Origin of the sequence: Mesorhizobium sp. M0088 (genome assembly GCF_040322895.1) — a bacterium.
Lineage (GTDB): Bacteria > Pseudomonadota > Alphaproteobacteria > Rhizobiales > Rhizobiaceae > Mesorhizobium.
In genome coordinates this window covers 48,474-72,187 of record NZ_JAMYUI010000018.1, presented here as the reverse complement: position 1 = coordinate 72,187, position 23,714 = coordinate 48,474, and the positions used below count along the sequence as shown (strand labels likewise).

The 23,714-nt window shown below is 63.0% G+C and carries 22 protein-coding genes, 1 other RNA gene and 1 pseudogene; 12 read left to right on the top strand and 12 right to left on the bottom strand.

The window, feature by feature from the left end:
• Window positions 1-38: 38 nt before the first annotated feature.
• Window positions 39-1,004, bottom strand: coding sequence for a D-amino acid aminotransferase (locus tag NKJ67_RS21930; protein WP_352583023.1), 966 nt, complete (start codon window positions 1,002-1,004; stop codon window positions 39-41).
• Between the two features lie 150 nt (window positions 1,005-1,154).
• Here NKJ67_RS21930 and NKJ67_RS21925 point away from each other — a divergent pair, with 150 nt between their 5' ends.
• Complete coding sequence (locus NKJ67_RS21925; RefSeq protein ID WP_352583022.1) at window positions 1,155-1,658, top strand: hypothetical protein; 504 nt, start codon at window positions 1,155-1,157, stop codon at window positions 1,656-1,658.
• Window positions 1,659-1,664: 6 nt separating this feature from the next.
• Here the strand turns inward: NKJ67_RS21925 and NKJ67_RS21920 are convergent, their stop codons facing one another.
• Together NKJ67_RS21920 and tsaA are read right to left on the bottom strand one after the other, a co-directional pair.
• The gene (locus NKJ67_RS21920; protein WP_127260329.1) at window positions 1,665-1,979 is read right to left on the bottom strand and encodes a DUF2293 domain-containing protein; all 315 of its coding nucleotides are present in this window, start codon (window positions 1,977-1,979) and stop codon (window positions 1,665-1,667) included.
• A complete protein-coding gene (tsaA, locus tag NKJ67_RS21915; RefSeq protein WP_023813167.1) occupies window positions 1,976-2,515 on the bottom strand; it encodes a tRNA (N6-threonylcarbamoyladenosine(37)-N6)-methyltransferase TrmO in 540 nt (179 codons plus the stop codon). Before tsaA ends, NKJ67_RS21920 begins: the two co-directional genes overlap by 4 nt.
• A gap of 122 nt (window positions 2,516-2,637) precedes the next feature.
• Between tsaA and NKJ67_RS21910 the strand changes: the two genes are divergently transcribed.
• Window positions 2,638-3,645, top strand: coding sequence for an ArsR/SmtB family transcription factor (locus NKJ67_RS21910; RefSeq protein ID WP_023813166.1), 1,008 nt, complete (start codon window positions 2,638-2,640; stop codon window positions 3,643-3,645).
• Window positions 3,645-4,562, top strand: a complete 918-nt coding sequence (gene metF / locus NKJ67_RS21905) for a methylenetetrahydrofolate reductase [NAD(P)H] (protein WP_352583019.1) — start codon at window positions 3,645-3,647, stop codon at window positions 4,560-4,562. Before NKJ67_RS21910 ends, metF begins: the two co-directional genes overlap by 1 nt.
• Window positions 4,563-5,034: 472 nt before the next feature.
• Here metF and NKJ67_RS21900 read toward each other — a convergent pair whose 3' ends face one another.
• The gene (locus NKJ67_RS21900; protein ID WP_352583017.1) at window positions 5,035-5,952 is read right to left on the bottom strand and encodes a DMT family transporter; all 918 of its coding nucleotides are present in this window, start codon (window positions 5,950-5,952) and stop codon (window positions 5,035-5,037) included.
• A gap of 200 nt (window positions 5,953-6,152) precedes the next feature.
• Between NKJ67_RS21900 and NKJ67_RS21895 the strand changes: the two genes are divergently transcribed.
• Entirely contained in the window at window positions 6,153-7,373 is a 1,221-nt protein-coding gene (locus tag NKJ67_RS21895) for an alanine racemase (RefSeq protein WP_013530936.1), read from the top strand.
• Window positions 7,374-7,475: 102 nt separating this feature from the next.
• Here the strand turns inward: NKJ67_RS21895 and NKJ67_RS21890 are convergent, their stop codons facing one another.
• Both NKJ67_RS21890 and NKJ67_RS21885 read right to left on the bottom strand, forming a co-directional pair.
• Window positions 7,476-8,657: a lytic murein transglycosylase gene (locus NKJ67_RS21890; protein ID WP_352583015.1), complete on the bottom strand. Its 1,182-nt coding sequence runs from the start codon at window positions 8,655-8,657 to the stop codon at window positions 7,476-7,478.
• Between the two features lie 239 nt (window positions 8,658-8,896).
• Entirely contained in the window at window positions 8,897-9,697 is an 801-nt protein-coding gene (locus NKJ67_RS21885; protein ID WP_256746970.1) for a glycoside hydrolase family 25 protein, read from the bottom strand.
• Window positions 9,698-9,924: 227 nt separating this feature from the next.
• Here NKJ67_RS21885 and NKJ67_RS21880 point away from each other — a divergent pair, with 227 nt between their 5' ends.
• Entirely contained in the window at window positions 9,925-11,304 is a 1,380-nt protein-coding gene (locus NKJ67_RS21880) for a serine hydrolase domain-containing protein (RefSeq protein WP_256746971.1), read from the top strand.
• Between the two features lie 18 nt (window positions 11,305-11,322).
• On the opposite strand, the gene NKJ67_RS21875 is transcribed toward NKJ67_RS21880, so the two are convergent.
• From NKJ67_RS21875 to NKJ67_RS21855, 5 genes are all read right to left on the bottom strand, one after another.
• Window positions 11,323-11,631 carry a HigA family addiction module antitoxin gene (locus NKJ67_RS21875; protein ID WP_023813159.1) on the bottom strand — a complete coding sequence of 103 codons (309 nt, stop codon included), beginning with the start codon at window positions 11,629-11,631 and terminating at the stop codon, window positions 11,323-11,325.
• Between the two features lie 9 nt (window positions 11,632-11,640).
• Window positions 11,641-11,937: a type II toxin-antitoxin system RelE/ParE family toxin gene (locus tag NKJ67_RS21870; protein WP_352583013.1), complete on the bottom strand. Its 297-nt coding sequence runs from the start codon at window positions 11,935-11,937 to the stop codon at window positions 11,641-11,643.
• 110 nt (window positions 11,938-12,047) lie between these two features.
• On the bottom strand, window positions 12,048-12,731 hold the full coding sequence (locus NKJ67_RS21865) for a class I SAM-dependent methyltransferase (protein WP_256746972.1): 684 nt from the start codon (window positions 12,729-12,731) through the stop codon (window positions 12,048-12,050).
• Window positions 12,728-14,026, bottom strand: a complete 1,299-nt coding sequence (locus NKJ67_RS21860; RefSeq protein WP_352583010.1) for a BtaA family protein — start codon at window positions 14,024-14,026, stop codon at window positions 12,728-12,730. Before NKJ67_RS21860 ends, NKJ67_RS21865 begins: the two co-directional genes overlap by 4 nt.
• Before the next feature lie 31 nt (window positions 14,027-14,057).
• Window positions 14,058-18,008 carry a hydantoinase B/oxoprolinase family protein gene (locus NKJ67_RS21855; RefSeq protein ID WP_352583008.1) on the bottom strand — a complete coding sequence of 1,317 codons (3,951 nt, stop codon included), beginning with the start codon at window positions 18,006-18,008 and terminating at the stop codon, window positions 14,058-14,060.
• A gap of 194 nt (window positions 18,009-18,202) precedes the next feature.
• On the opposite strand from NKJ67_RS21855, the gene NKJ67_RS21850 reads away from it, so the two are divergent.
• The 7 genes and pseudogenes from NKJ67_RS21850 (at window position 18,203) to NKJ67_RS21820 (ending at window position 22,240) form a co-directional block, all read left to right on the top strand.
• Entirely contained in the window at window positions 18,203-18,463 is a 261-nt protein-coding gene (locus tag NKJ67_RS21850; protein ID WP_081734943.1) for a hypothetical protein, read from the top strand.
• 164 nt (window positions 18,464-18,627) lie between these two features.
• Window positions 18,628-19,347 carry a J domain-containing protein gene (locus NKJ67_RS21845; protein ID WP_127268668.1) on the top strand — a complete coding sequence of 240 codons (720 nt, stop codon included), beginning with the start codon at window positions 18,628-18,630 and terminating at the stop codon, window positions 19,345-19,347.
• Complete coding sequence (locus NKJ67_RS21840) at window positions 19,344-20,099, top strand: N-acetylmuramoyl-L-alanine amidase (protein ID WP_352583005.1); 756 nt, start codon at window positions 19,344-19,346, stop codon at window positions 20,097-20,099. Before NKJ67_RS21845 ends, NKJ67_RS21840 begins: the two co-directional genes overlap by 4 nt.
• 209 nt (window positions 20,100-20,308) lie before the next feature.
• Window positions 20,309-21,034 carry a lytic transglycosylase domain-containing protein gene (locus tag NKJ67_RS21835; RefSeq protein WP_352583003.1) on the top strand — a complete coding sequence of 242 codons (726 nt, stop codon included), beginning with the start codon at window positions 20,309-20,311 and terminating at the stop codon, window positions 21,032-21,034.
• A gap of 50 nt (window positions 21,035-21,084) precedes the next feature.
• Window positions 21,085-21,494: RNase P RNA component class A (gene rnpB, locus NKJ67_RS21830), an RNA gene on the top strand.
• Between the two features lie 172 nt (window positions 21,495-21,666).
• Window positions 21,667-21,942: a type II toxin-antitoxin system ParD family antitoxin gene (locus tag NKJ67_RS21825; protein WP_027034949.1), complete on the top strand. Its 276-nt coding sequence runs from the start codon at window positions 21,667-21,669 to the stop codon at window positions 21,940-21,942.
• A pseudogene (locus NKJ67_RS21820) lies at window positions 21,939-22,240 on the top strand (type II toxin-antitoxin system RelE/ParE family toxin). The gene NKJ67_RS21825 and the pseudogene NKJ67_RS21820 overlap by 4 nt, the downstream one beginning before the upstream one ends.
• A gap of 9 nt (window positions 22,241-22,249) precedes the next feature.
• Here NKJ67_RS21820 and NKJ67_RS21815 read toward each other — a convergent pair.
• Complete coding sequence (locus NKJ67_RS21815; protein WP_352583001.1) at window positions 22,250-23,365, bottom strand: cystathionine gamma-lyase; 1,116 nt, start codon at window positions 23,363-23,365, stop codon at window positions 22,250-22,252.
• Window positions 23,366-23,714 lie beyond the last annotated feature (349 nt).

The window sequence follows — 23,714 nt, the reverse complement described above, 5'->3', positions numbered from 1 at the left end:
GGGCTCAATCCTTGCGGTTTTTCTCGAGGCCTTGCTGACTATCGGGGATAATTCACCTGAGACGACCACGCCGGATCCTCGTGCTTCTCCCAATAGAGCGCCATCAGCCGGCTGGTGATCGGTCCGACCTTGCCGTTGGCGATCGCCGCGCCGTCGATCTCGGTCACCGGCATGATGCCGCCCGCGGTCGAGGTGATGAAGACCTCGTCGGCCTCGCGCAATGCAGTGACGCTGACATCGGCCGCGGTGGCGGCAAGACCTTGTTCTGCGCACAGGTCAAAGACAGTGCGGCGGGTGATGCCGGGCAGCACGCCAATGGAAGGCGTCGACAGTTTGCCGTCCCTGACGCAGAAGACGTTGAAGCCCGGACCCTCGGCGACATTGCCGTTGAAGTCGAGGATCAACGCGGTCTCGGCGCCGCGATCATAGGCATCGTAGAGGCCGCGCACCAGATCGAGCCAGTGGTAGTTCTTGATCGCCGGGTCGATCGAGGCCGGCGGAATGCGCATCTTGTCGCTGACGGCGACCCGCAGGCCGCGCCGCAACTGCTCGGCATTGGCGACCGAGCCGAACGGCACGGCAAACGCCATGAAGCGGTTGACCGCCTGGCGCGGGTCGCGGCTGAAAGTCGGCGAGGCGCCGCGCGTGCACAGCATTTCGACATAGGCGGCGCGATGACCCGACAGCGCCACGCAATTGTGCAGGATTTCGGTCACGCCGTCGCGATCGAAGGGGATGGTCATGCGCAGCTTTTCCAGCCCGCCGAAGAAGCGGTCGAGATGCAAATCGAGGCAGAAGAAGCGGCCGTTCCAGACATGCACGGTGTCGTAGGTTGCGTCGGAATGCAGAAAACCCCAGTCCAGCACCGAGATCTTGGCCTGCGACATCGGCAGGTATTGGCCGTCGAGGAAAGCGACCCCCTCGGGATAGGAGTGCGGGTCGACATGGCGGTCGTCGACGACGGGCGGTCGCTTCTCGTCCTGTGTTGCCATTGTCCGGCTCATCGGGGCCTCCTGTCACGCAGGCGAGAGGCTAGCGGCGCTGGGCAGAAGGCATAGAGCCACCCGCCCGGCGCTGTTCGGCCTCCATGACGATCTGGCCGATACATTCGATCGCGATTGCCCTATCGTTCCGGGTCTGAACGGGAGGGGAAAATGGGCAGGTTTGGGGCCGTCACAGCGGCAATGATGATGTTCGCCGCTGCGGGCGACGCCCGCGCCCAGTGCGCGCGCGAAGGCGAGGAATTGTGCCAGGGCGGGCAGACCTATCGCTGCGAGAAAACCGGCGGCGAATTGACTCCGATCTTCCAGAACCTGCCTTGCGCGGTGAACGTGCCGTCGCTGAGCGGCACCTGGGTAGGCAATGGCCACCAGAGCCCGGCGGGTGACGCCGGCGCCGACTGGGCGGTCGCCATGACCATCAACGATGGCAGCGCGTCGATCGACTATCCGTCACTCGGCTGCGGCGGATCGCTGTCACAGACGTCAAGGGACGACATTTCGGCGGAATACCACGAGAACATCACCTACGGTCAGGACAAATGCATCGACGGAGGCAACATCACCGTCAGGTTTTACAAGGGCAATCTGTCCTGGATTTGGGTCGGCCACGCCGATGGCCAGCCCTACAATGCGGTCGCCGTGCTGAAGCGGAAGTAGCCGTGGTCATTCCTCCTCGTCGTCGGCGTCGAGCAGGCGGGTTGCGCGCCAGCGGGTGAGCACGATGTTGGTCTGCTCGATGACGAAGAAACGCGCCGAGTCGCGGTCATAGCCTTCGCTCAGCAGTTTTTCGTAATCGGTGTGCATGTGGCGGATATGGGCAATCGTCGCCAGCCATACGGCGATGCCCGGCGGCAAGGTCTTCATGTGGACCGCGCCGGCGTCGGTGCGGATCTTCTCCATGTCGGCATAGGGAGCCAGCGGCAGAAGAGCGGTCAGCGCCTTGGCGATGGCGCGGCGGCGGCCGGTCGGCGCTGTCATCGCCGGGTCCGATCGGGCTCGTCGCGCCCTTCGATGGTCGCCTCGGCAATAGCGTCGGTCGAGGCGAAATAAGGTTTGATGTCGATGACCGGCGTGCCGTCGAGCACATCGATGGCGTCGAGGTCGATGCGGCCGGTGCGTTGGTCGAGCGCGACGAGCCGGACCACATGCAGCCCGATGGGGTTGGGGCGGGCAGGGGAGCGCAGCGAAAATACACCTTTCGCTTCAGCGGCATGGCGCGGTTTCTGCACAATCAGGTCCCGCGGCGCATGATGCAGCCAGGATAGGATGATGACGTGGCTGGCGCGCTCCAGCCCCTGCAGGCCACTTCGGTAGGCTGTGTCGATGGTCAGCACCGCCTTCTGCCCGGTCTCGCGCGCGGCGCGCATGTTCTTCGGGCAGGTTTCGCGCGTCGTCCATGGCGAGGCAATGCGGCCGATGAAGACGATCCCGCCATCAGGCGGCATCAAGGCCGGATCGTTCTCCAGCCTCTGCTCGCCTTCGCGCGCCTCGAACATCTCACGCGTTTCAGTCATGGTCCACGTCTCTTAAAACGCCACACAAGCGGCATTTTCTTGTCCGGAAGCGACATAGCGCTTGCAAGGTCGCTAAAATCGACATAAACATATGTTTATATCTTTTCAAAGAGAATACGCTGATGCATGTCTCGCTCGACACTATGGTGGATACGTTAAAGGCGGCGGCCGAATCCAGCCGATTGCGCATACTGGCACTTCTGTCGCGCGGTGACCTCACGGTTTCCGATCTTACCGAAATTCTCGGCCAGTCGCAGCCGCGCGTTTCGCGGCACCTGAAACTGCTTCTGGAGGCAGGGCTGATCGGCCGCTACCAGGAGGGGTCGTGGGCCTTCTTCCGCCTGTCGGATGCGGATTCCGCGCGGGACTTCGTCATGGGGCTGGTTTCCGGCATTCGCGGCGCCGATCCGCAGGTCGAGCGCGATCTTGAGCGTCTGGCCTCGGTCAAGCGCAAGCGGCAGGACCGGGCGGTCGCGTATTTTTCCGTGAATGCGGCAAGCTGGGACCATATCCGATCGCTGCATGTGCCGGACCGCGCCGTCGAAGCCGCAATGCTGAAACTGGTCGGCAAGCGGCCGTTCCAGTCGATGCTCGATCTCGGCACCGGCACCGGGCGGCTGCTTGAAATCTTCTCGCCGCTTTATCGGCGTGGTGTCGGCATCGACATGTCGCGCGAGATGCTGACCGTGGCGCGCGCCAATCTGGACAAGGCAGGCGTTTCGAACGCGCAGGTTCGGCAGGGCGACATCTTCGCACCGCCGGTCGAGCGCGATGCCTTCGATCTCGTCACCATCCATCAGGTGCTGCACTATCTCGACGATCCCGCCCGTGCCATCCACGAGGCGGCGCGGCTTTTGCGTCCGGCCGGACGCCTGGTCATCGTCGATTTCGCGCCGCATGCGCTGGAATTCCTGCGTGAGGAACACGCGCATATGCGGCTCGGCTTTTCCGACCGGCAGATCGCCGACTGGTTTTCGGAAGCCGGCCTCGATCTTGAAGACAGTCAGGAATTCGAGCCGCGTGGCGGCAACGAGGCCAGGCTCACCGTAAAACTCTGGCTTGGCCGCGACCGGCGCCTCTTGATCGCCGATCCTTCCAACGACACAAGGCAGATAAGGGAAACCGCCTGATGAACCAGTTCCGCTTTTCCCGCCGCCCCGACATTGGCGACAAGGTCAGGGTTTCCTTCGAATTCTTCCCGCCGAAGACCGACGAGATGGAAGCGAGGCTGTGGGAGACGGTGACGAGGCTGGAGCCGCTGAAGCCGAAATTCGTCTCGGTGACCTACGGCGCCGGCGGCTCGACGCGAGAGCGCACCGCGCGCACTGTAAAGCGCATCCTGACGGAAACCGGTATTCCTGCAGCGGCGCATCTGACTTGTGTCGGGGCAACGCGCGACGAGGTCGACGCGGTCATCCAGGATTACAAATCGATCGGCATCAACCGGTTCGTGGCGCTGCGCGGCGATCCGGCTTCCGGCGTCGGCGAACCGTACCGGCCGCATCCCGGTGGCTACGAGAACGGCGCGGAGCTGGTCGCCGGGCTCAAGGCGATTGCTGATTTCGACATCTCCGTCGCGGCTTATCCGGAAAAGCACCCGCAAAGCCCCGATTTCGCCACCGACATCGAGATGCTGAAGCGCAAAGTCGACAATGGCGCGACGCGTGCCATCACTCAGTTCTTTTTCGACAACGATCTCTACGAGCGCTATGTCGAGCGCGTCCGCCGCGCCGGCATCTACATCCCGATCGTGCCGGGTATCCAGCCGGTTCACAGTTTCAAGCAGGTCGCGAACTTTTCCGCGAGGGCGGGCGCGCATGTGCCCGGCTGGCTGGCGGAGCGTTTCGAAGGCCTCGACCGGGACCCGCAGACGCATGCGCTGGTGGCGTCGGCGGTGGCGGCCGAACAGGTGATGGACCTTGTCGAGCGCGGTGTCGGCGATTTCCACTTCTACACCATGAACCGCGCCGATCTGGTCTTTGCCATCTGTCATATGATCGGCATCCGCTCGCACGAGGCGGCGGCCGCCGGATCAGCTGCGGCATGAGAGTGGGTTGAACGACAAAAGGCCGGGAAAAACCCGGCCTTTTGAATTGGTTGGACTATTTGGGTGCTGGTCTTCCCCGCTTTGGCGGTCAGGGAAGGAAGCCCATAATAAGGGCTCCGATAAAGGCGAACGCAGCACAGATCATCAATGCGTTGATAGGCCTCGTAAGTCCCATGACATAGCCTCCTCTTAAAGAGCTATGTCACGGAGTCTAGGTTCATTTGTGCCACAGGCAAGCGGAAAATGTGCTGCATTGCGACGTGATTGTGAAATCCGCGACATGTCTTTTGCCGTTAGGCTTTGAAACTCCTAAGCAAAAACCGGCTTCAGGCCTGTGAATAAAATGTGGCCGACTCGTGTCGCTGCCGTGTCATGGCAGCGCTACCGCTGCGGAAGCCGAATTCAACTTTCGCGATGCGGGGCAATTGGGTGGTTAGAGCATCCTTTGCGCGTCCAGTGGACGCGCGGCGCTCTAACGTCGGCCGAACAACCGCCCGTCAATGGTGACGAGGCCGAGCGCGATCAGCACCACGCCGCCGATTTCGAACAGTTCCAGCCGCTCGCCAAGGAACAGGAAGCCGAGCAGCATCGCGCTGGCCGGTACGACAAGCGTGACCAGCGAGGCATTGGTGGCGCCGGCCGAGGCGACGAGGTTGAAATAGAGGATGTAGGCGAAGGCGGTCGACAGCAGCGCCAGTGCCAGCACCGCCGCCCAGACCGGCGGCGAGGCCGAGAACAGGCCGGATGGACCGTAGGTGAAGAGCACGATCGGGATCATGATGATGGTCGATGCCGTCAACTGTCCGGTGGCGATGATCGGCGAGGGCACGCCCCTGAAGCGGCGGGCAACCATCAGCGCGACGGCATAGGACAGCGAAGCCCCGATCAGCGCGAATTTGGCCCAGACCGGGCCGCCGAGCCCGGCAAGCAGGCCGGGGCCGATCATGACAGCCGTGCCGGCGATGCCGAGCGCAATGCCGGCGAGCTTGTTCCAGGACAGCTTTTCGTCCGATGTCAGCGCGTTGGCGAGGATCAACGTCCAGAACGGCGTTGTCGCGTTGAGCACCGAGGCGATGCCGGCTCCGAGCTCCGTCTGGCCGGCGAAGATCAGCGAGAAGGGCACGACATTGTTGGTGAGCGCCAGCAGGAAGAACAGGCCGGCATGCGGAAGCGCGAGGCGAAAGGACGGGCCACGCAGACCGAGATAGATCTGCAGCGCAATCGCGGCAATGGCGACGCGAAACAGCACCAGCACCAGCGGGGGGAGTTCCGCCACCGCGATGCGCGCGAAGAAGAACGAGCCGCCCCAGATCGCGCCGAGCAGCAGGAGTTGCCCCCAATCCTTGAGCACCATCGGCCCGCGTGGTGCGGATGTCGCGGCCATTGCCATGTGAGTCGCCCTCCCAGACGTATGCCAGTCAGGCAGAAGCCATATCCGGTTCGGCGACAAGGGCCACCCGAAACGTGATTGATGGCAAACGCCTGCCGCCAAGACCTAGCGCCCCAGCGTCAGCCGTACGAGACACAGAATTGTTTTCATTAGCCGCTAGCTTGGATTAATTGTGCGCAGGCTAGATCAAGGATTCGTCGATGCAGCGATTCGAGAATGCCCGCGAGGCGGCACTGGCGCTTCGCCCGGACGATCCGGTCTATTGCTTCCGCCCGCAGGTGCTGATGGCGGATGCCAGGCAGTTCATGGGCATGTTCCCGGGCAAGACCGCCTATGCGGTCAAGACCAATGGCGAGCAGATCGTGCTGAAGACCCTGGTCGAAGCCGGCGTCAAGGCTTTCGACGTCGCGTCGCCGGGCGAGTTCGCCGCCGTGCGTGCCGTCTCTCCCGATGCCGAGATGCTCTACATGCATCCGGTCAAGGCCCAGTCGGATATCAAGCTGGCGCTGGAGAAATACGCCATCCGCGTCATTTCGCTGGATCACGAGGACGAGATCACCAAGCTGACACGGGTGGTGCGGGCGCTCGACATCGATCCGGGCTCGATCAGCGTGTTCGTGCGGGTGCAGACCAAGGGGCATGCCGCTTACGAGTTGTCGAAGAAGTTCGGCGCCGGGCCGGCCTATGCCGTCGAACTTGCCGAGCGGCTGAACCGTACCGGATACAAGGTTGGCCTGTGTTTTCATGTGGGCAGTCAGATCGAGGATCCCGACACCTATGAGCGGGCGCTGGCCTCCGCCGATTGGGTGCGCAACCGGCTGACCTTCGATATTGCAGGGCTTGACGTCGGCGGCGGTTTCCCCGCCGAATACGGCCATGACCCCAACCGCAAGCAGATCGAGATGCCGTCGCTCGGCCAGATCATGTCGCGGCTTTCGGGCGATCTGAAAGAGTATCAGTTCGACCAGATGCCGCTGGTGGCCGAGCCGGGCCGCGTGATCGTGGCGCGCTGCCTGTCGCTGATCGTGCGGGTGCTGCTGCGCAAGGGCAAGCGGCTCTACATCAATGACGGCATCTGGGCGTCGCTGTCGGATTCATGGACCGGAAAGATCACGCTGCCGGCCCGCTTCATTCCTGATCCGGCGATCCGCTCGCGCAATGGCGAGGAAAAGAACATCGTGCCGTTCAAGGTCTGCGGGGCGACCTGCGATTCCGTCGACATCCTGTCGCGGCCGTTCTGGCTGCCGGAAACGGTCGACACCGGCGACTGGATCGAGATCGGCCATATCGGCGCCTATTCGCTCTCGCTGAGGACCCGCTTCAACGGCTTTTACCCCGACACCTTCGTCGAGGTGACGACGCCGTTCGACGAGGGCGACGCGCCGCAGGGGTTTGCCAGTTTGGAGACGATGGCGGATTAGCGAATAGGGAATAGCCAGTAGCGAATAGGGAAGATTTGCCGAGACAGCAGCAAGGAAGGACTACCTTCTATTCGCTATTCGCTATTCGCTATTCGCTATTCGCTAAAGCTTCCCCAAAAGCTCCGGTGTCGGCCAGCCGTCCACGGCCATGCCGAGGCGCATCTGTTCCTTGCGGATGGCTTCGCGGGTGTTGGTGCCCAGAATGCCGTCGACGGTGCCGACGTCGTAGCCCCTGGCTTCGAGCTTGGTCTGCAGAGCCTTCATCTGATCGTTGTTTAGACCGGTCTCGGGATTGCGCGGGTCGAACTGTTTTGCGCCCCCCAACCTGGCGGCGAGGTTGGCCGCGGTCAGCGCATAGGTGAAGGACTGGTTCCACTCGAGATAGACGTCGAAATTGTCATAAGCGAGGAAGGCGGGCCCCTTACGGCCCATGGGCAGCGCCAAGCCTGCCTTGAGGCCGTTGTCGACCAGCGGCGCGCCGCTGGGGTAGGTGACGCCCCATTGCGCCCACTGCGACAGCGGCAGCTTGTTGGTGCGACCGGTCTGGTCCCACGGCATGTCTTCGGGCACGCGGACTTCCTGGATCCAGGGCTGGTCGCGTTTCCAGCCGCGCGACAGCACTTTGTTGGCGGTGGTCATGATCACATCGGGCACGCTGCCGCGCAGGTCGATCTTGCCGTCGCCGTCGCCGTCGACGCCGCGTGCCAGATAGTCGGAGGGCAGGATCTGCGTCTGGCCGATCTCGCCGGCCCAGGCGCCCGTGACGTTGGCCGGCAGCACGCCGCGATCGATCAATTGCAGAAGCGGTATCAACTGAGGCCGAAACAGTTGCGGGCGGCGGCAATCATGCGACAGCGTCACCAGGGCGCTCAGCGTGTGGAAGTCGCCCTGCACGGCGCCGAAATCGGTCTCCAGCGCCCAGAAGGCGGCGATGATCGGCGCCTGAACGCCGAACTGCTGGTCGGCGCGGGCGAAGACATCCGCGTATTTCTTCATGTTCGCCGCACCTTGCTTCAGGCGATAGGCCGAGATCATGCGGTTGGAAAAGTCGACAAAGGTTTGGGTGAAGACGCCCTGGGCGCGGTCGCGTGCCAACACCTTGTCGTCGAAGGTTGCCGCTTCAAGGGCGTCGAGACCGGCAGTGCCGACGCCGGCCGCCTTGGCTTCCGCGGCGACGCCCTGCTTCCACGTCTCGAAGTCGCCGCCGCATTCCTGCGCCATTGCCGGCAAGGCCGTGGCACACAGGGTCAGCGCAGCCGCGAGGACTTTGGAACGCAGTCGCATCAGCTTCCTCTCGAAACGAATAGCGGGCAGTTGTTGTGCTCCCCCGGAGGCCCAACGCCCTGAATTGCCGGCGGTTGCACTTTTCACCCTGGCTGTGTCGAAAAGCAGGCGGCAGGCCCGGTGTCAACGGTTCTTGTGCCGCAGCCCCTTATTCCGCCGGCTTCTGTGCCGCTGCACCGGTTCAACGGAAGCTCTGCTGGAGTGATTTGGTGCAGGGCGGTGCTGCCGTTGAACCGGTGTCAACGGGTGTTCTGCCGCAGCCACTTGTTCCAGGTGGCTTCACTGCCGTTGAAGACGTTGATGTCGGCCTTGCCGGTCATGCCCGGAATGATCCCGGTTCCTGTGTACTGCCAGAATGTGAAGGGGTGGCTGCCGTATTTCTCACGTGGATGGCCGGCGACAGAACGCAGCCAGTACGGATAGCCGCGGAACCCCGCCAGGCCGTTGTCGTCGAAGAAGTCGACCGAGGTGTAGATGATCGGCTTCTTGCCGTAGTGGCGTTCGACGATCTCGAGGAAGGTGGTCATCTCTGCGCGCACCGTGGCGGCGTCGGGACGCAGCCTGCAGGTCGGCGATTGTGGGTTCCATTCCATGTCGAGGACCGGCGGCATCGCCGAGCGATCGACGGGGACGTTGCGGATGAACCAGCGCGCCTGCACGGCAGCCGGGGTGCAGAAATAGTAGAAGTGATAGGCGGCGCGGGGAACGCCCGCAGCTTTGGTCCGGGTCCAATGCTCGTTGAAGTATTCATCGAAGCGATCGCCGCCCTCGGTCGCCTTGATGAAGGCGAAGGAGATGCCGCTGGCCTTGGCCGCCGGCCAGTCGACCGAGGTCTGGTATTTGGAAACATCGGTGCCGTGGACGGCATAGTTCCAAGGCGCGCCGCTCTCCCATTCATGCGGCTTGGAATCGGCAAAGCGCGGCGCCCGGACAGTGACCGTCGGGCTGCTCGACGCCGACGGCGACAGCGGCGAGAGATCGTCTACTGTCGAGCACGCGCCAAGCAGCGCTAGCATAATGAAGCCCGCAAGACGGCGCATCGCAATTCCCGAGCCGGATTCAGCCGGTCGCTGATGGGTCTATACCTGATGGCCGGCTTGTGATTGGGCCCCCTCCGAGCGATCGCCCCACAGCATCGCTCAGCATATCCTGTGATCGCCGATCATGGTTGATAATCCGTTGATGGCGCTCGACAAGCTTTGTGATTTGCGGAAGCAATGGCGAAAATCGATGACATAAGGGCTCGCGCAGGGCCCGGAGGAAATAAATGCGGATCGTCGTCAAGATCGTCAAATGGCTGCTTGGCCTGATCGTTTTGGCGATCGCCGCGCTTTTTGCCTGGCTTTATATCTCCCCGCCGGAGTTGATCAGGGTCGGCTCGGGTTACTCGGCCAAGATCGTCTGTTCGAACGTCTTCATTGCCGGCCGCGATCCCAATGAGGTGCTGGCCGTCGACGTGCAGGCGCCCGGGCATCCCCTGCTGCGGTTAATGCGTGTTTCGGTGGACAAGAACAGGGGAACGGTGTCTGCCGGTCTGTTCGGGTTCCTCGGCAAGAGCGTCGCCGTCGCCCGCGACGGGTTGGGCTGCGCTTCGGTTCCGGACGGCGATGTCGGCAAGGCGCGGCGGACCGCGATCCAGGCGGAGCCGTCGGCGGCCACCATGGGCGACCTGTGGCCGGAAGGCGAGCGGGTTGAGGCATCGCAGGATCCGGTTGTTGCCAAACTGCTCGACGATGCGGCGCTGACCGGCACCGGCATGCGGGCGGTGGTGGTGGTCAAGAATGGCCGCGTCGTCGCCGAGCGCTATGGCGACGGCTTTTCCGCCAAGACGCCGCTGCTCGGCTGGTCGATGACGAAGACGGTGAACGCCGCCATCGTCGGTACGTTGGTCAAGGACGGCAAGATGGCTTTCGACGACAAAAACCTGTTCGCGCCGTGGAAGGCGGACGGCCGCGCCGCCATCAGCCTTGCCGAGATGATGGCGATGTCGAGCGGGCTGGAGTTCAACGAGGATTATGGCGACGTCGCCGACGTCACGCGCATGCTCTATCTCGAACCTGACATGGCGAGCTTTGCCGAATCAAAGCCGCTGGCGGCCGAGGTCGGCAAAGTGTTTTCCTATTCGAGCGGTACGGCGGTGATGCTGTCGCGCCTCTGGCAGGACGCGGTCGGCGACAAGGCCAAGGCGCTGACATGGCCGCGCACCGCCCTGTTCGAGCCGCTTGGCATGCATAGCGCGGTGCTCGAGACGGACGAGCAGGGCACCTTCGTCGGCTCGTCCTATCTTTACGCGACCGCGCATGACTGGGCGCGCTTCGGCCAGTTCCTGCTGCAGGGCGGGGTGTGGAACGGCAACCAGATCCTGCCAACCGGTTTCGTCGACTGGATGCGCGAGCCGGCATCCGCCTCGAAGGTCTACGGCAAGGGTCAGTTGTGGATCGAGGCCCCGGGCGATGAGGAAAACCCCGGCGCCGGCGTCGCGGCAGGCCTGCCCAAGGACACGTATTGGATGGAAGGCCATGACGGGCAGACGGTCGCCATCATCCCTTCGGAGCAGTTGGTGGTGGTGCGGCTAGGGCTGACGCCTGCCAAGTTCGGCTACCGGCCGCAGACGATGGTGGGGGCGCTGATCAAGGCGCTGCATTAGCGCGGCGCAAACTCTTTGCTATGCAGCTGTCGCCAATGGCTTGGCGCGGTCAACTCGCGCCCGCTCGTCGGGCGAGTTCATGACCTGCCAAAGATCGCTGCGGCGCTGGACGTTCAACCAGAAGTCCGGGCTGTTGCCGAACACCCGCGCCAGAATAAGCGCGGTCGCCGCCGTCACGTTGCGGCGGTCGTTGCACAATTCGTTCACATGCTTGCGCTGGACCCCCATCGCCTCGGCCAAAGCCGCCTGCGTCAGGCCAAGCGGCTGCATGAATTCTTCCGTGAGAATTTCGCCAACCGTTGCCGGCTTGCGTGCGGTCATCAACATGTTCTCACCTCATCTATAGCTGTGGTCGTCGAGATAGATGTCCGACGCCTCACCGCGGCCGCCGTCCCAGCGGAAGATCAGCCGCCATTGCTTGTTGACGCGTATTGAATGGAAGCCTTCGAGAAAGCCGCGCAGCTTCTCGAAATGATTGCTGGGCGGCACACGCAAATCCTGATCGATCATCGCGTCGTCAATCATCTGGAGCTTGCGGAACAAACGGCTTTCGAGATCGGACGGAATGTTGCGAGAATGGGTGTCTTCCACGAAGAAGGCCCGCAGCCATTCATCCCTGAAGCCGATGATCACCACATGCTTCCATGCATGTGAGATAGTGTACCGCTCTCGGGTTCATAAGGCAACGTTGATCCAACGGATCGTGGCTGCTTCGCCTTTATGTGCCTTTCCCACGGCAATATTCAGGAAGTGATCTTGATAACCGCCAGCCAGGCATAGCCGCGATAAAGCGTGCGGAAACGGAAGCTTGCACCGGTTCGCCGCGATTCTGATTCCAGCACCTCGCGCAACGATTCACGCGGCGTGACGTGGAACTTTTTCAGCCAGCCGCGCAGCAGCGCTCGGAACCAGCCAGGCAGGCCTTCCTGCTGGCCGAAATCGACGATGTGCAGCGAACCGTTCGGCGACAGGGCGGCAAGCGCTGCCGATACTGTTTTTTCCCAGCCGGGGATCATCGACAGTGAATAGGACACGAAGACACGGTCGAAGCTATTGCGTCCGAACAGCGCCCTGGCATCGAATGCCGTGGCGTCGCCCTGGGCGAGCGTGACACGATCGAGCAGGCCCTCGCGGGCAATCGCCGCGCTGGCCGTCTCCAGCATCTCGGCCGAAATGTCGAGGCCGAAGAAACGCGCGTCGGGATAGCGACGCGCGGCCAGGATGATGTTGCGGCCGGTGCCGCAGCCGAGTTCCAGCACGGTACCGCCGGCGGGCACATCGAGCCCCGCGATCAGCCGGTCGCGGCCGAGAAGATAGTATTTGCGTGTCAGGTCGTAGATGTGGCGCTGCCAGCGGTAGACGCCGTCCATCAGTTCGGCATGGTTGGCCTTGAATTCGGGGCTGGTCGGCAGCTCGCTGGTGCTCATGCCGCGCGCTTTAGGTAGAGGTGGAAGCCGCCATAGATGGCCGAGCGGTCGCGGGCCGAAAATTCGCGCGAAGCCTCGTCCTGATAATCCCACTGCTCAAGCAGCGAGTTGGAGACGCGGCCCGGCAACAGGCTGGGCTCGGCGGCGGTGCGGAAGATGACGCGGGCGCCGGCCGACGCGGTACGGGTGATCTCCGCCCACAGCGCGTTGAGCTGGTCATCGGTCATCCAGTCCTGTGCGTCGAGCAGGACGAAGCGGTCGACGGAGCCTGCATCCTTGCCGGCGAGGAATTCGATCAGATTGGCATGGTGGATGGCGACGCGGTCGACATTGCCGCGGATGGTCTCGTAATTCTGTTTTTCGAGATAGGCGGGCAGGGCGGCCTCGCCGGGGTTCGGATAGCGCCGGGCGAAGGCCTGCCAGGCGAAATAGTTGTTCTCCAGTGGAAAATCGCAAGCGAGCTTTTCCAGCCGGGCTTTCAGCACGCTGGCCATGGTGCCGTCGCCAGAAGTGATCAGCGAATCATACTGCGCCGGCGGGATGCCGAGGCCGAATAGCGAGGCCTTGCGCGACGTCGCCCATTTCAAAAGCTTCTTGTCGAAGACCGGCGCCAGCTCCTCGTTGAAGAATCGGCGCTGCTCGCCGATGTTCCTGGCCTGCATGATGCCGGCGGGGTCGACGCCGAAGAACTTTGCCGTGCGATGGCCCATGGCGATGAACAGGCCGAGCAGGCCGGTCTGGTAGAAATTGCGGTCGAACACAGTGATGCGCCTGATGCCGCGCCAGTTGCGGCGCTCCCAGTAGTGACGGCTGACAGGATCGAGATGCGGCGCGATGAAACGGTCATACGCTTTCGAATTGTGGCTGGTGTCGGCGGCGCCGAAGAAGCGGAACAGGTCGCCCTGCGATGGCAAATGGCGCACCGCCTCCAGCTTCATGCGGTTCAGCGCGATGTGCGCGGTGTTGAGGTCGACGGCGTCGACCCGGGCCGGCGAGCGCGTGAGGTAGGCCAGGATGTTGCAGCCGCCCGAGGCGATGGTGACGACGCGGTGGCCCTGGCCAAGCTGCATCGCCTCCATGTCGACATCGGGGTCTTCCCAGATCTGCGGATAGACGAGGCCGGAGAACAGGAAGGCGAACAGCCGCTCCGAAATGCCGGCCTTCGACAGCGGCCGGTTCTGGTAGACGGCCTTTCCAACTTCCTTGCCGCGGCGAAAAACCAGATCTGCGGAAACGTCCGTCATGGCAAGATGATTCCCCATTTGCTTTGCCGCAAGCGGGTAGCCCAGGGTCATGACAGGCCGGTGACAGCCTGTTGACGCCTCCTTACCGGTGGCCGAATCCCCCCGGTGTCGGCGTCGTCAGGATGACGGCGTCTCCTGCCTGCAGCACGGTCTGGTCACAGGCTTTCAGCGTGTCGATCGTGCCGTCCTTGCGACGGATTTTGGTCGAGCCGACCTCGCCGTCGCTGCCGCCGTCCAGACCTTGCGGCGGGCGGTTTCGGTGCGAGGACAGGATCGCGCATTCCATCTTTTCGAGGAAGCGGATGGTGCGTTTGGTGCCGTCGCCGGCGCTCCATTTGCCCTTGCCGCCGGAATCTTCCCGAATGTGGAAATCCTCGAGCAGCACGGGAAAGCGCAGCTCCAGCACTTCCGGGTCGGTGAGGCGCGAATTGGTCATGTGGGTGTGGACGCCGGAGGTGCCGGCAAAGCCGCGGCCGGAGTTCATCCGGCCGGCCGGCGAGCCGGAGCAGATCGTCTCGTAATATTGGTAGGTCTTGTTGCCGAAGGTCAGGTTGTTCATCGTGCCTTGCGCGTTGGCCATGGCGCCCATGGCGCCGAACAGCGCGTTGGTGACATGCTGCGAGGTCTCGACATTGCCGGCGACGACCGCGGCGGGGTAGGCGGGTTTCAGCATGCAGCCATCGGGAATGATGATGTTGATTGGCCGCAGGCACCCGGCATTCATCGGGATCATGTCCTCGACCATGACGCGGAAGGCATAGAGCACGGCGGCTCGGGCGACCGGTTCCGGCGCGTTGAAATTGTTCTTCATGACCGGTGATGTGCCGGTGAAGTCAACGGTCGCCTCGCGCTTTTGCCGGTCGACCGTGATCTTCACCTTGATGATTTGGCCGGTGTCGGTCGGGTACTCATACTGCGAACTGTCGGGCAGCCGCTCCAGCACGCGGCGCACGCTTTCGGCGGCATTGTCCTGGACATGGCCCATATAGGCCTCGACGACATCGAGGCCGAAATGCGCGACCATCTTGCGCAGTTCCGCGACGCCCTTTTCGTTGGCGGCGATCTGCGCCTTGAGGTCGGCGATGTTCTGGTGCGGATTGCGGGCTGGATAGCGGTGGTCGGTGAGCAGCGTTTCCAGCTCCTTCTCGCGGAATTTTCCGCGGTCGACGATGCGGAAATTGTCGAACAGCACGCCTTCCTCGTCGACCGTGGTGGCGAGCGGCGTCATCGAGCCGGGTGCCGTGCCGCCGATATCGGCATGATGGCCGCGCGAGGCGGCCCAGAACAGGATTTCCTCCCCACTCGAGGGGGAGGTGGCGGCGAAGCCGCCGGAGGGGGTCGGATCGACCGGGTTCGACGCTCTTGCGGTGCCTTCTGAGAGGACCCCACCCGGCCGCTGCGCGGCCACCCTCCCCTCGAGGGGGAGGGAAAACACCGGCGTCACCACGGTGATGTCGGGCAGATGCGTGCCGCCATTGTAGGGCGCGTTGAGGGCAAAGACGTCGCCGGGGTGGATGTCGCCGGAATTCAGCCGGATGATGGTTTCGACCGAGCGGTCCATCGAGCCGAGATGTACCGGCATGTGCGGTGCATTGGCGACCAGTGCGCCGGTGCGATCGAAGACTGCACAGGAAAAATCCAGCCTTTCCTTGATGTTGACGGAATAGGCGGTGTTCTGCAGCGTCACGCCCATCTGCTCGGCGATCGACATGAACAGGTTGTTGAAGACCTCCAGCATGACCGGATCGGCCTCCGTGCCGAGCGCTGCCTGCCGGCGCTTTTTCTCGACACGGCGCAGGAGCACATGGTTCCTGGCGGTGATTTCGGCCAGCCAGCCCGGCTCGATGACGATCGTCTGGTTCGGCTCGATAATCAAGGCAGGTCCGGCAACCCTGTTTCCCGGCTTCAGCGCTTCGCGGCGGAAGATGGGTGAAGTGCGCCACTCTCCCTCGGTGAAGATTTCGCGGGTTTGCGAAGGGCTTACGGCAAGGTCTTCGGTTCGCGATTCAGTTTCGTCGCGCCCGGTGCCGCCGGTGTCGGTGCCTTCGACACCGACGGTCTCGACGATCATCGGCTTGTCGTAATAGACGAAACCGAACTGCGCCTTGTGGGCGATTTCAAAATCGCGCCTGGCCTGGAAAATCGAATCCGCCTCGAAATTCACCGGGAGTGTCGTGTCGGTGCCGTCATAGCGAATGTGCAGCACCGGCTTCGTGGCGACCGTATCCTCGCCGATGCCTTGCGCCGCGAGTTCGGCGACAACGGCTTTTCTCAAAATGGCAATGAGGTTGCCGATCTCCGTTCTGGACTCTTCGGCAAGCGGTTTCAGCAGCGCCTGCTGGCGCGAGGCAAAGACCGAGGACAGGCCGATGCCATAGGCCGACAGCAGGCCAGAGAAGGGATGGATCAGCACCGCCTCCATGCCGAGCGCGTCGGCGACCAGGCAAGCGTGCTGGCCGCCGGCGCCACCGAAGCAGTTGAGGAGATACTCGGTGACGTCGTAGCCGCGCTGCACGGAGATCTTCTTGATGGCATTGGCCATGTTCTCCACGGCGATGGTGACGAACCCTTCGGCGACAGTCTCGGGCGACCGCCCATCGCCGATTTCGGCGGCGAGTGCCGCAAATTTTGCTCGCACCGTCTCGACGTCGAGCGGCTCGTCCTGGCCGGGTCCAAAAATCGCCGGGAAGAAATCGGGCTGCAGCTTGCCAAGCATGACGTTGGCGTCGGTGACGGCGAGCGGGCCGCCGCGCCGGTAGGCTGCCGGGCCGGGATTGGCGCCAGCCGAATCCGGTCCGGCCCGGAAGCGGCCGGCCTCGTAATGCAGGATCGAGCCGCCGCCGGCGGCGACGGTATGAATGCGCATCATCGGCGCGCGGATGCGCACGCCGGCGACCTCGGTGTCGAAGGCGCGTTCGTATTCGCCGTCATAGTGGGCGACATCGGTGGAGGTGCCGCCCATGTCGAAGCCGATGACCTTGTCGAAGCCGGCGAGCCTGGCTGTCTCGACCATGCCGACGACGCCGCCGGCCGGTCCTGACAGCAGCGCATCCTTGCCCTGGAACATGTCGGCGGCGGTGAGACCGCCCGACGACATCATGAACATGAGGCGAGGGCTTTCCCTCCCCCTCGAGGGGAGGGTGGCGGCAAAGCCGCCGGGTGGGGTCGGATCGACCGGGCTCGACGTCGTGGCGGTGCCTTCTGAGAGGACCCCCTCTGGCCGCTTTGTCGACTGCCCTTCGCTATGGCTTCGGGCGTTCGTCGCTGAAAAAGCCAAATCGTTGGCTTTTTCTCGGCCTTCGGCCCATCGTTCCTCACCCCCCTCGAGGGGGGAGAGGACGCCGAGCTCTTGGCCAACCCTTTGCACATAGCGTGACAGGATCGGCGACAGATAGGCATCGACCACCGCGGTGTCGCCGCGGCCGACCAGCTTGATCAGCGGCGAGACCTCATGGCTGACGGAGACCTGGCTGAAACCAAGTTTGCGGCAGACTTTTGCCACCGCCTTCTCGTGGTCGGGGTATTTCCAGGCGTGCATGAAGACGATGGCGACCGCATCGATGCCATCGGCCCTGGCCTGTTCGATCGCCGGCCTGCAGGCGGCGATGTCGAGCAATTGTTCGACGCGGCCATCGGCGCGCACGCGCTCGTTGATTTCGACGACGCGCTCGTAGAGCTGTTCGGGAAGGATGATCTCCTTGGCGAAGATGTCCGGACGCGCCTGGTAGGCGATCTTCAGCGCGTCGCGAAAGCCCTTGGTGATGAGCAAAAGCACGCGGTCGCCCTTGCGCTCCAGCAGCGCATTGGTGGCGACTGTGGTGCCCATCTTGATGTCGCCGATCAGGCCGCTTGGGATCGTGTCGCCGGCCGACAAGCCAAGAAGATCGCGAATGCCCTGGATGGCAGCATCGTTATAGGCTTCGGGGTTTTCGGAGAGAAGCTTGCGCGGGTGCAGCCCGCCTTCCGGATCTCGGCCGATGACATCGGTGAATGTGCCGCCGCGGTCGATCCAGAAATCCCATTTTTCGGTCATGACAGCCCCTGGCGCTTTTCCGTTCGATCGGTGATTCGGCACATTCTGTTAGTTCGCCACGAGCTGAGCGGCAATCGCAAATGGACCAGACGATGTTACATGTCGAAACGCAACGTTACGAAACTCATGGCCGTCTGACGCATTTGTCCTTCGACCGCTCACGGCAACGTGAGCGTGTGTTGAAGGAGAGACAAATGAAAAAGCTCATTCTCGCGTCCGTTTCCGCTCTGGCCTTGCTTGGCGTCGCCGCCTGCAGTGACAGCGGTACGGACAATACCACCACCCAGAGCACCAATCCGCCAGCCGCCGAGGAACCGATGAAGCCGGCTACCCCGGAAGCCACGCCGCCGGCCGCGACGCCTCCGGCAACGGATAATTCGACCACGAAGAGCATCACACCCGAGAAGCCTGCCGAGCCGGCTCCGGCAACACCAGCTCCTGCGCCCGCGCAGTAGTGAGCAAGCAGTACTTCGTGTGATGAATGAGAAAGGCCGGCTCGCGCTGGCCTTTTTCATATTGTCCGAGCGCCGTGGCGTTCGAGTCCGATCGATTTGTCGCGCAAAGCCTGCGGCACTGTCCCGGCTTGATAGGAGCGGGCGGTGGCTCTAAGAAGCAGGCCATGTCCATTTGGGATCGCCTCGGCGAATTCATCACCCGCGTTTCATCCTCAGCCTCGTCGGGTGTCGCCGACGTAGTCGAGGCCGTGCGCACGGTTTTCGCCGGCGATGCGGATTTGCGCCGGCGTGTCGCCTTTTCGGTGGCGATGATCGCGCTGTCGGCCAAGATGGCCAAGGCCGATGGTATCGTCACCCAGGACGAGGTGCGCGCCTTCCAGGAAATATTCGAAGTGCCGCCGAAGGAGACGCGCAATGTGGCGCGTCTGTTCGATCTCGCCCAGCGCGACGTGGCCGGTTTCGAGACCTATGCAGAGCGGATGGCGCAGATGTGCGGTTCCGGGCATTCCAATTGTGTGATGCTGGAAGACATACTCGACGGTCTGTTCCACATCGCCAAGGCCGACGGGCTGGTGCACGAGCGCGAAGGCCACTTCCTGCACCGCATCGCCGAGATTTTCCGCATCGACGAAGCGCATTACGAGACCATCATGGCGCGACATGTCAACCTGGGCGCCGGGGATCCTTATGTCGTGCTTGGCATTGAGCGCGGCAAGCCGTTCGAAGAGGTCAGGAAGCGCTATCGCAAGCTGGTTTCCGACAATCATCCGGACCGGCTGATCGCGCGCGGCCTGCCCCAGGAATTCATCAAGATCGCGACCACCAGGGTGGCGGCGATCAACGTTGCCTACGAGATGATCGAGCGGGGCCTGCGCCACGCATGAGCGGCTTTCTGCCCGACGAGCCACGTGCCGAAGTCAGGGTATCGCCGAATTTCGGCCCGCGGCGCGGGACGCCCAGGCCTGACATGATCGTGCTGCACTACACCGGTATGGCGACCGGCGCCGGGGCCGAGGCCTGGCTTTGCGACCCGGCCAGCGAGGTCTCGTCGCATTATCTCGTCCACGAGAATGGCCATATCGTGCAGATGGTCAGGGAAAGCGACCGCGCCTGGCATGCCGGCAAGAGTTCGTGGTTCGGACGGGCCGACATCAATTCCTGTTCGGTCGGCATAGAGATCGTCAATCCGGGGCATTCGCTGGGCTATCCCGGTTTCCCCCGGCGGCAGATCGATGCGGTGGTCGGGCTGTGCCGTGGGATCGCCGGTCGGCATTCGATCGCCGCCGAGCGGGTACTCGCGCATTCCGATGTTGCGCCGGGGCGCAAGATCGATCCCGGCGAGAAGTTTCCGTGGCGGACGCTGTTCGAGGCCGGTGTCGGCCATCTCGTGGCGGCCGCGCCCGTCAGGCGAGGCGCCACTCTGACAACCGGCGATACCGGCGGCGACGTCGAAGCGTTGCAGTCGATGCTGGCGCTCTACGGTTATGGCGTTGAAATATCGGGCATTTTCGACCGGCAGACGGAGGCGGTGGTCGAGGCCTTCCAGCGTCATTTCCGGCCGCGCAAGGTGGACGGCGTTGCCGACGGCTCGACGCTGCGGACGCTGCAAAGGCTGCTTGCTTCCGTGAGGCGCTGACCTCCGGAAAGCCTCTCCCAAGCAATTCTTTCCAATCCTTAAGTTACAAGCTGTCACTCAAAGTGACTTGCCTGGCCTTGTTTGACACCAATTCGGGCGTCAAACGGCTGACGTGTAGATGTCGGACCCCAAGCCCCCCGGGTTGTTCCGACGTTGGTTAGGCGTTGCTGCGTGAACATCTTCGCGCGGTTCAGACAGAACAGGATCACATGCAGAAATTTACCGTTTTAACGGCAGCTCTTGCTGCCGGCGTAATGACTTTTGCCTTCAGTGCCGCAGATGCCGCGCCCCTCAGCCCGCGAGCCGATCAAGGGCCTGTCGTGGCATCCGCGAAAAGCGGCAAGGCCCCACAGGCCAGAAGCGGCAAGGCAGGCCACGACGCCAAGGCGACGAAGCGGGCTTCCGCGAAAATAGAAAAAGCAAGCTGGTCCAAGCCGAAGAAGTCCGCCAGAAAGCAGACGAAGCGTGGCCGAAAAACCGTCGACATGACGGCAACGGCGTCGATCGGTGTCCGGAACGCGGCAGCCTCAACGGCCGCGGTGGCCAGCAGCGGTCAGTATTCCGCTATCGTTGCCCGCTATGCGGCGATCGAAGGCGTTCCGGTATCGCTCGCCTCGGCGGTCATCCAGATCGAAAGCAACTACCGGCCCAACATCGTCGGCGGCGCAGGCGAGATCGGCCTGATGCAGATCAAGCCGGCCACGGCTCGGATGATGGGCTATAGCGGCTCCGCAAAGGGCCTGTTCGATCCCGACACCAACATCAAATACGGCATGAAATACCTTGCCATGGCGCGGAGCCTCGGCGGCGGCACGACCTGCGGCACGATTCTGAAATACAATGCCGGCCACGCCGCAACGCGGATGAACCCGGTGTCGGCCGCCTATTGCGGCAAGGTCAAGGTGCAGATGGCTGCGCTTGGATCGCCCGCATAAGTCTGCTTTTTCGTTTGCGTTTTCGGGCGCGAACCCCTTTATACGCTCTGCCAGCTGGCTGGGCGGCCGCACCCGCAAACGCCGAAAGGTCGTGGGTGAGGAAAGTCCGGGCTCCATGGAAACACGGTGCCGGTTAATGGCCGGCGGGGGCGACCCCAGGGAAAGTGCCACAGAAAGCAAACCGCCACGATCCGGCTTGCCGGATTCGGGGTAAGGGTGAAAGGGTGGGGTAAGAGCCCACCGCGCGACTGGCAACAGGAGCGGCACGGTAAACCCCACCGGGAGCAAGACCGAATAGGGACGGTGCGAGGGGAAACCCTCGAGGGCTGTTTCCGGCTCACCGTCCGGGTAGGTTGCGTGAGGCACATGGCAACATGCGCCCAAGATGAATGGCCGCCACGTTCTCGCCCCGCAAGGGGCGAGGGCCATACAGAACCCGGCTTACAGGCCAGCTGGCAACTCTCTCCCCCGATATCAAGAGAAGTCTCTTGAATTCAGCAGGTTGCGCCCTCGGGCGCGCCTGTTGATTCAAGCCTGCCCGGCCGTTCATCCGTGCGAGCGAGAGTCGGCCATTGCTTGAAACCGGTGCGATTAAATCGTACCATGATCGGGAATGGTACCGGGAGCTTCTCATGGGACAGGTCGACAAACGCAGCATCACGCTGTCGCCGGAACTGGCGCAGGCGGTGGATGATGTCGTCGCCGCCGGCGAATATGCCTCCGCCAGCGAAGTGATCCGAGATGCGCTGCGGCAATGGAAGGATCGGCGCGATCTCTTCGGCTATACGCTCGATGAGTTGCGCAAGCTGGTGCAGGAAGGGATAGACAGCGGGCCGGGACGATTTGCGTCGATGGATGAAATCAAGGCCGAGGCGCGGAGGCGCTTGCGATCTGACGACGCAGCATGAATTCGCTATTCATCGTCCGGAACGCGCGCGCAGAAGACGATTTGATCGCGATCTGGCTTCATGTTGCACGCGATAGCGAGGTCGCAGCGGATAGGTTGCTCGATCGCATCGAGGCACGGTGGCAGCAACTGGAGACCTATCCCTTCTCCGGCCGCCGCGCGATGACATCGCGCCCGGCGTCCGTCATCTGCTCGTTGGCGACTATCTCACCTTGTATCGTGTAGGTGACGACGCGATCGAGATCATTCGTGTACTGCACGGCTATCGCAACATAGAAGCCGACGATCTCGGCCCGTGATCGGTCCGGTCAGCCGCCGATCTTGTCCAGCGACGTCTCGATTGCCTTCCAGAGCTCTTCCACCGGCTCGCAGCCGACCGAGAGGCGAACGAAGCCGCCGGCAACGGCATCGCCTCGCTTCAAGCGCCGCTCGGCGGAGGTGTGGACGCCGCCGAAGGATGTCGCGGCCTGCATCAAGGCGCAATTGTTGATGAAATCCTCGGCCTTGTCCTCCGAGGCGAGTTCGAAAGAGATCAGAAAACCGAAGCGCTCCATCTGGGCACGGGCAAGGTTGTGCGACGGATCGCCTTCCAGTCCGGGATAACGCAGGTCGCTGATTGCCCGGTGGCCCTGCAGCCGCCGCGCGATGACTTCCGCCGAGGAACACATGCGATCGAAGCGCACATCCAGTGTCTCCAGGCCGCGATGCACCAGCCAGGCTTCGAATGGTCCGGGAATGCTGCCGGAAACTTCGCGCCAGCCGGTCACGGCGGCGATGATCTCGGCATTGCGGCTGGCGACATGGCCGAACAGCACATCTGAATGGCCGTTGGGTGCCTTGGTGTCGGCGGCAACGACGATATCGGCGCCATGGTCGAGCGGCCGCTGGCCGAAGGGTGTCATGGTCGTGTTGTCGACCACAAGGATCGCGCCGGCTTTGTGAACAGCATCGGCAACGGCGGCGATATCGCAGATATCCAACCCCGGATTGGCAGGGGTTTCGACAAAGGCGAGGCGATAGCCATCGAAGCCGCCGTCGAGGAAGGTCGAGGTAGGCCTGACATCGTAGGCGATGCCGAGCGGCTTGAGGAAGCGATCGGCCAGCGCTCTTGTCGTGTGGTAGCCGTCCGATGGCAGCAGGATACGGTCGCCAGTCTTGAGCACGGCAAAAAACGCCGCCGAGATTGCCGCCATTCCTGAAGGGAAGGCGACGCAAGGCGCGTCCTCCAGATGGGCCAGCATATGTTCGACCGCGTCCCAGGTCGGGTTGCTGAATCGCCCGTACTGGTTGAAACCGGTGGCGTCGCCGGGCGCATGAAAGATGGCGGCCATGGTCAGTGGCAGGGGAATGGAATCGCCCATGGCAAGCCCGCTGCGACGCAGGTGAGGAAGCGCTGCAGCGCGTGACTTTGCAGTTTCGGACATCGAATTTCCAACCCTGTTTGCGACCGACGAGATGTGGCGAGACGCTATGCCCGGCAGCGGCGCTCGGCAAGGCGCGTCCGGTTGGGCCAGGCGGCTCTAAACGGTTCGTTAGGCTTAATAGACCATAAAGACGAGACGTGTCGGCGAGGCTGCTCTCATTGGTCGCGGCGCGCGTGTTTGTGAAGCCTAATCCCGTTGACGCCCATAGTACCCCATGATATCCCATCTAGACATCAAAGCCTTCGTTCCGTGTCAGGGTAAAGCGTACGCCAATCGGGCAGCCGCGGCGGCTGCGCGTTTGCCGGTTTTTGCCCGTGCGGACGAGGCTGATACGGGGCAGGGAACGCGC

Excerpts from the sequence above, each read along its gene's own strand:
- NKJ67_RS21835 (WP_352583003.1), top strand. The coding sequence starts at position 20,309 with ATGCAGAAATTTACCGTTTTAACGGCAGCTCTTGCTGCCGGCGTAATG.
- NKJ67_RS21920 (WP_127260329.1), bottom strand. The coding sequence starts at position 1,979 with ATGACAGCGCCGACCGGCCGCCGCCGCGCCATCGCCAAGGCGCTGACC.
- NKJ67_RS21880 (WP_256746971.1), top strand. The coding sequence starts at position 9,925 with ATGCGGATCGTCGTCAAGATCGTCAAATGGCTGCTTGGCCTGATCGTT.
- NKJ67_RS21925 (WP_352583022.1), top strand. The coding sequence starts at position 1,155 with ATGGGCAGGTTTGGGGCCGTCACAGCGGCAATGATGATGTTCGCCGCT.
- NKJ67_RS21855 (WP_352583008.1), bottom strand. The coding sequence starts at position 18,008 with ATGACCGAAAAATGGGATTTCTGGATCGACCGCGGCGGCACATTCACC.
- metF (WP_352583019.1), top strand. The coding sequence starts at position 3,645 with ATGAACCAGTTCCGCTTTTCCCGCCGCCCCGACATTGGCGACAAGGTC.
- NKJ67_RS21825 (WP_027034949.1), top strand. The coding sequence starts at position 21,667 with ATGGGACAGGTCGACAAACGCAGCATCACGCTGTCGCCGGAACTGGCG.
- NKJ67_RS21930 (WP_352583023.1), bottom strand. The coding sequence starts at position 1,004 with ATGAGCCGGACAATGGCAACACAGGACGAGAAGCGACCGCCCGTCGTC.
- NKJ67_RS21850 (WP_081734943.1), top strand. The coding sequence starts at position 18,203 with ATGAAAAAGCTCATTCTCGCGTCCGTTTCCGCTCTGGCCTTGCTTGGC.
- NKJ67_RS21895 (WP_013530936.1), top strand. The coding sequence starts at position 6,153 with ATGCAGCGATTCGAGAATGCCCGCGAGGCGGCACTGGCGCTTCGCCCG.
- NKJ67_RS21860 (WP_352583010.1), bottom strand. The coding sequence starts at position 14,026 with ATGACCCTGGGCTACCCGCTTGCGGCAAAGCAAATGGGGAATCATCTT.
- NKJ67_RS21815 (WP_352583001.1), bottom strand. The coding sequence starts at position 23,365 with ATGTCCGAAACTGCAAAGTCACGCGCTGCAGCGCTTCCTCACCTGCGT.
- tsaA (WP_023813167.1), bottom strand. The coding sequence starts at position 2,515 with ATGACTGAAACGCGTGAGATGTTCGAGGCGCGCGAAGGCGAGCAGAGG.
- NKJ67_RS21890 (WP_352583015.1), bottom strand. The coding sequence starts at position 8,657 with ATGCGACTGCGTTCCAAAGTCCTCGCGGCTGCGCTGACCCTGTGTGCC.
- NKJ67_RS21910 (WP_023813166.1), top strand. The coding sequence starts at position 2,638 with ATGCATGTCTCGCTCGACACTATGGTGGATACGTTAAAGGCGGCGGCC.
- NKJ67_RS21875 (WP_023813159.1), bottom strand. The coding sequence starts at position 11,631 with ATGTTGATGACCGCACGCAAGCCGGCAACGGTTGGCGAAATTCTCACG.
- NKJ67_RS21885 (WP_256746970.1), bottom strand. The coding sequence starts at position 9,697 with ATGCGCCGTCTTGCGGGCTTCATTATGCTAGCGCTGCTTGGCGCGTGC.
- NKJ67_RS21845 (WP_127268668.1), top strand. The coding sequence starts at position 18,628 with ATGTCCATTTGGGATCGCCTCGGCGAATTCATCACCCGCGTTTCATCC.
- NKJ67_RS21900 (WP_352583017.1), bottom strand. The coding sequence starts at position 5,952 with ATGGCAATGGCCGCGACATCCGCACCACGCGGGCCGATGGTGCTCAAG.
- NKJ67_RS21865 (WP_256746972.1), bottom strand. The coding sequence starts at position 12,731 with ATGAGCACCAGCGAGCTGCCGACCAGCCCCGAATTCAAGGCCAACCAT.
- NKJ67_RS21840 (WP_352583005.1), top strand. The coding sequence starts at position 19,344 with ATGAGCGGCTTTCTGCCCGACGAGCCACGTGCCGAAGTCAGGGTATCG.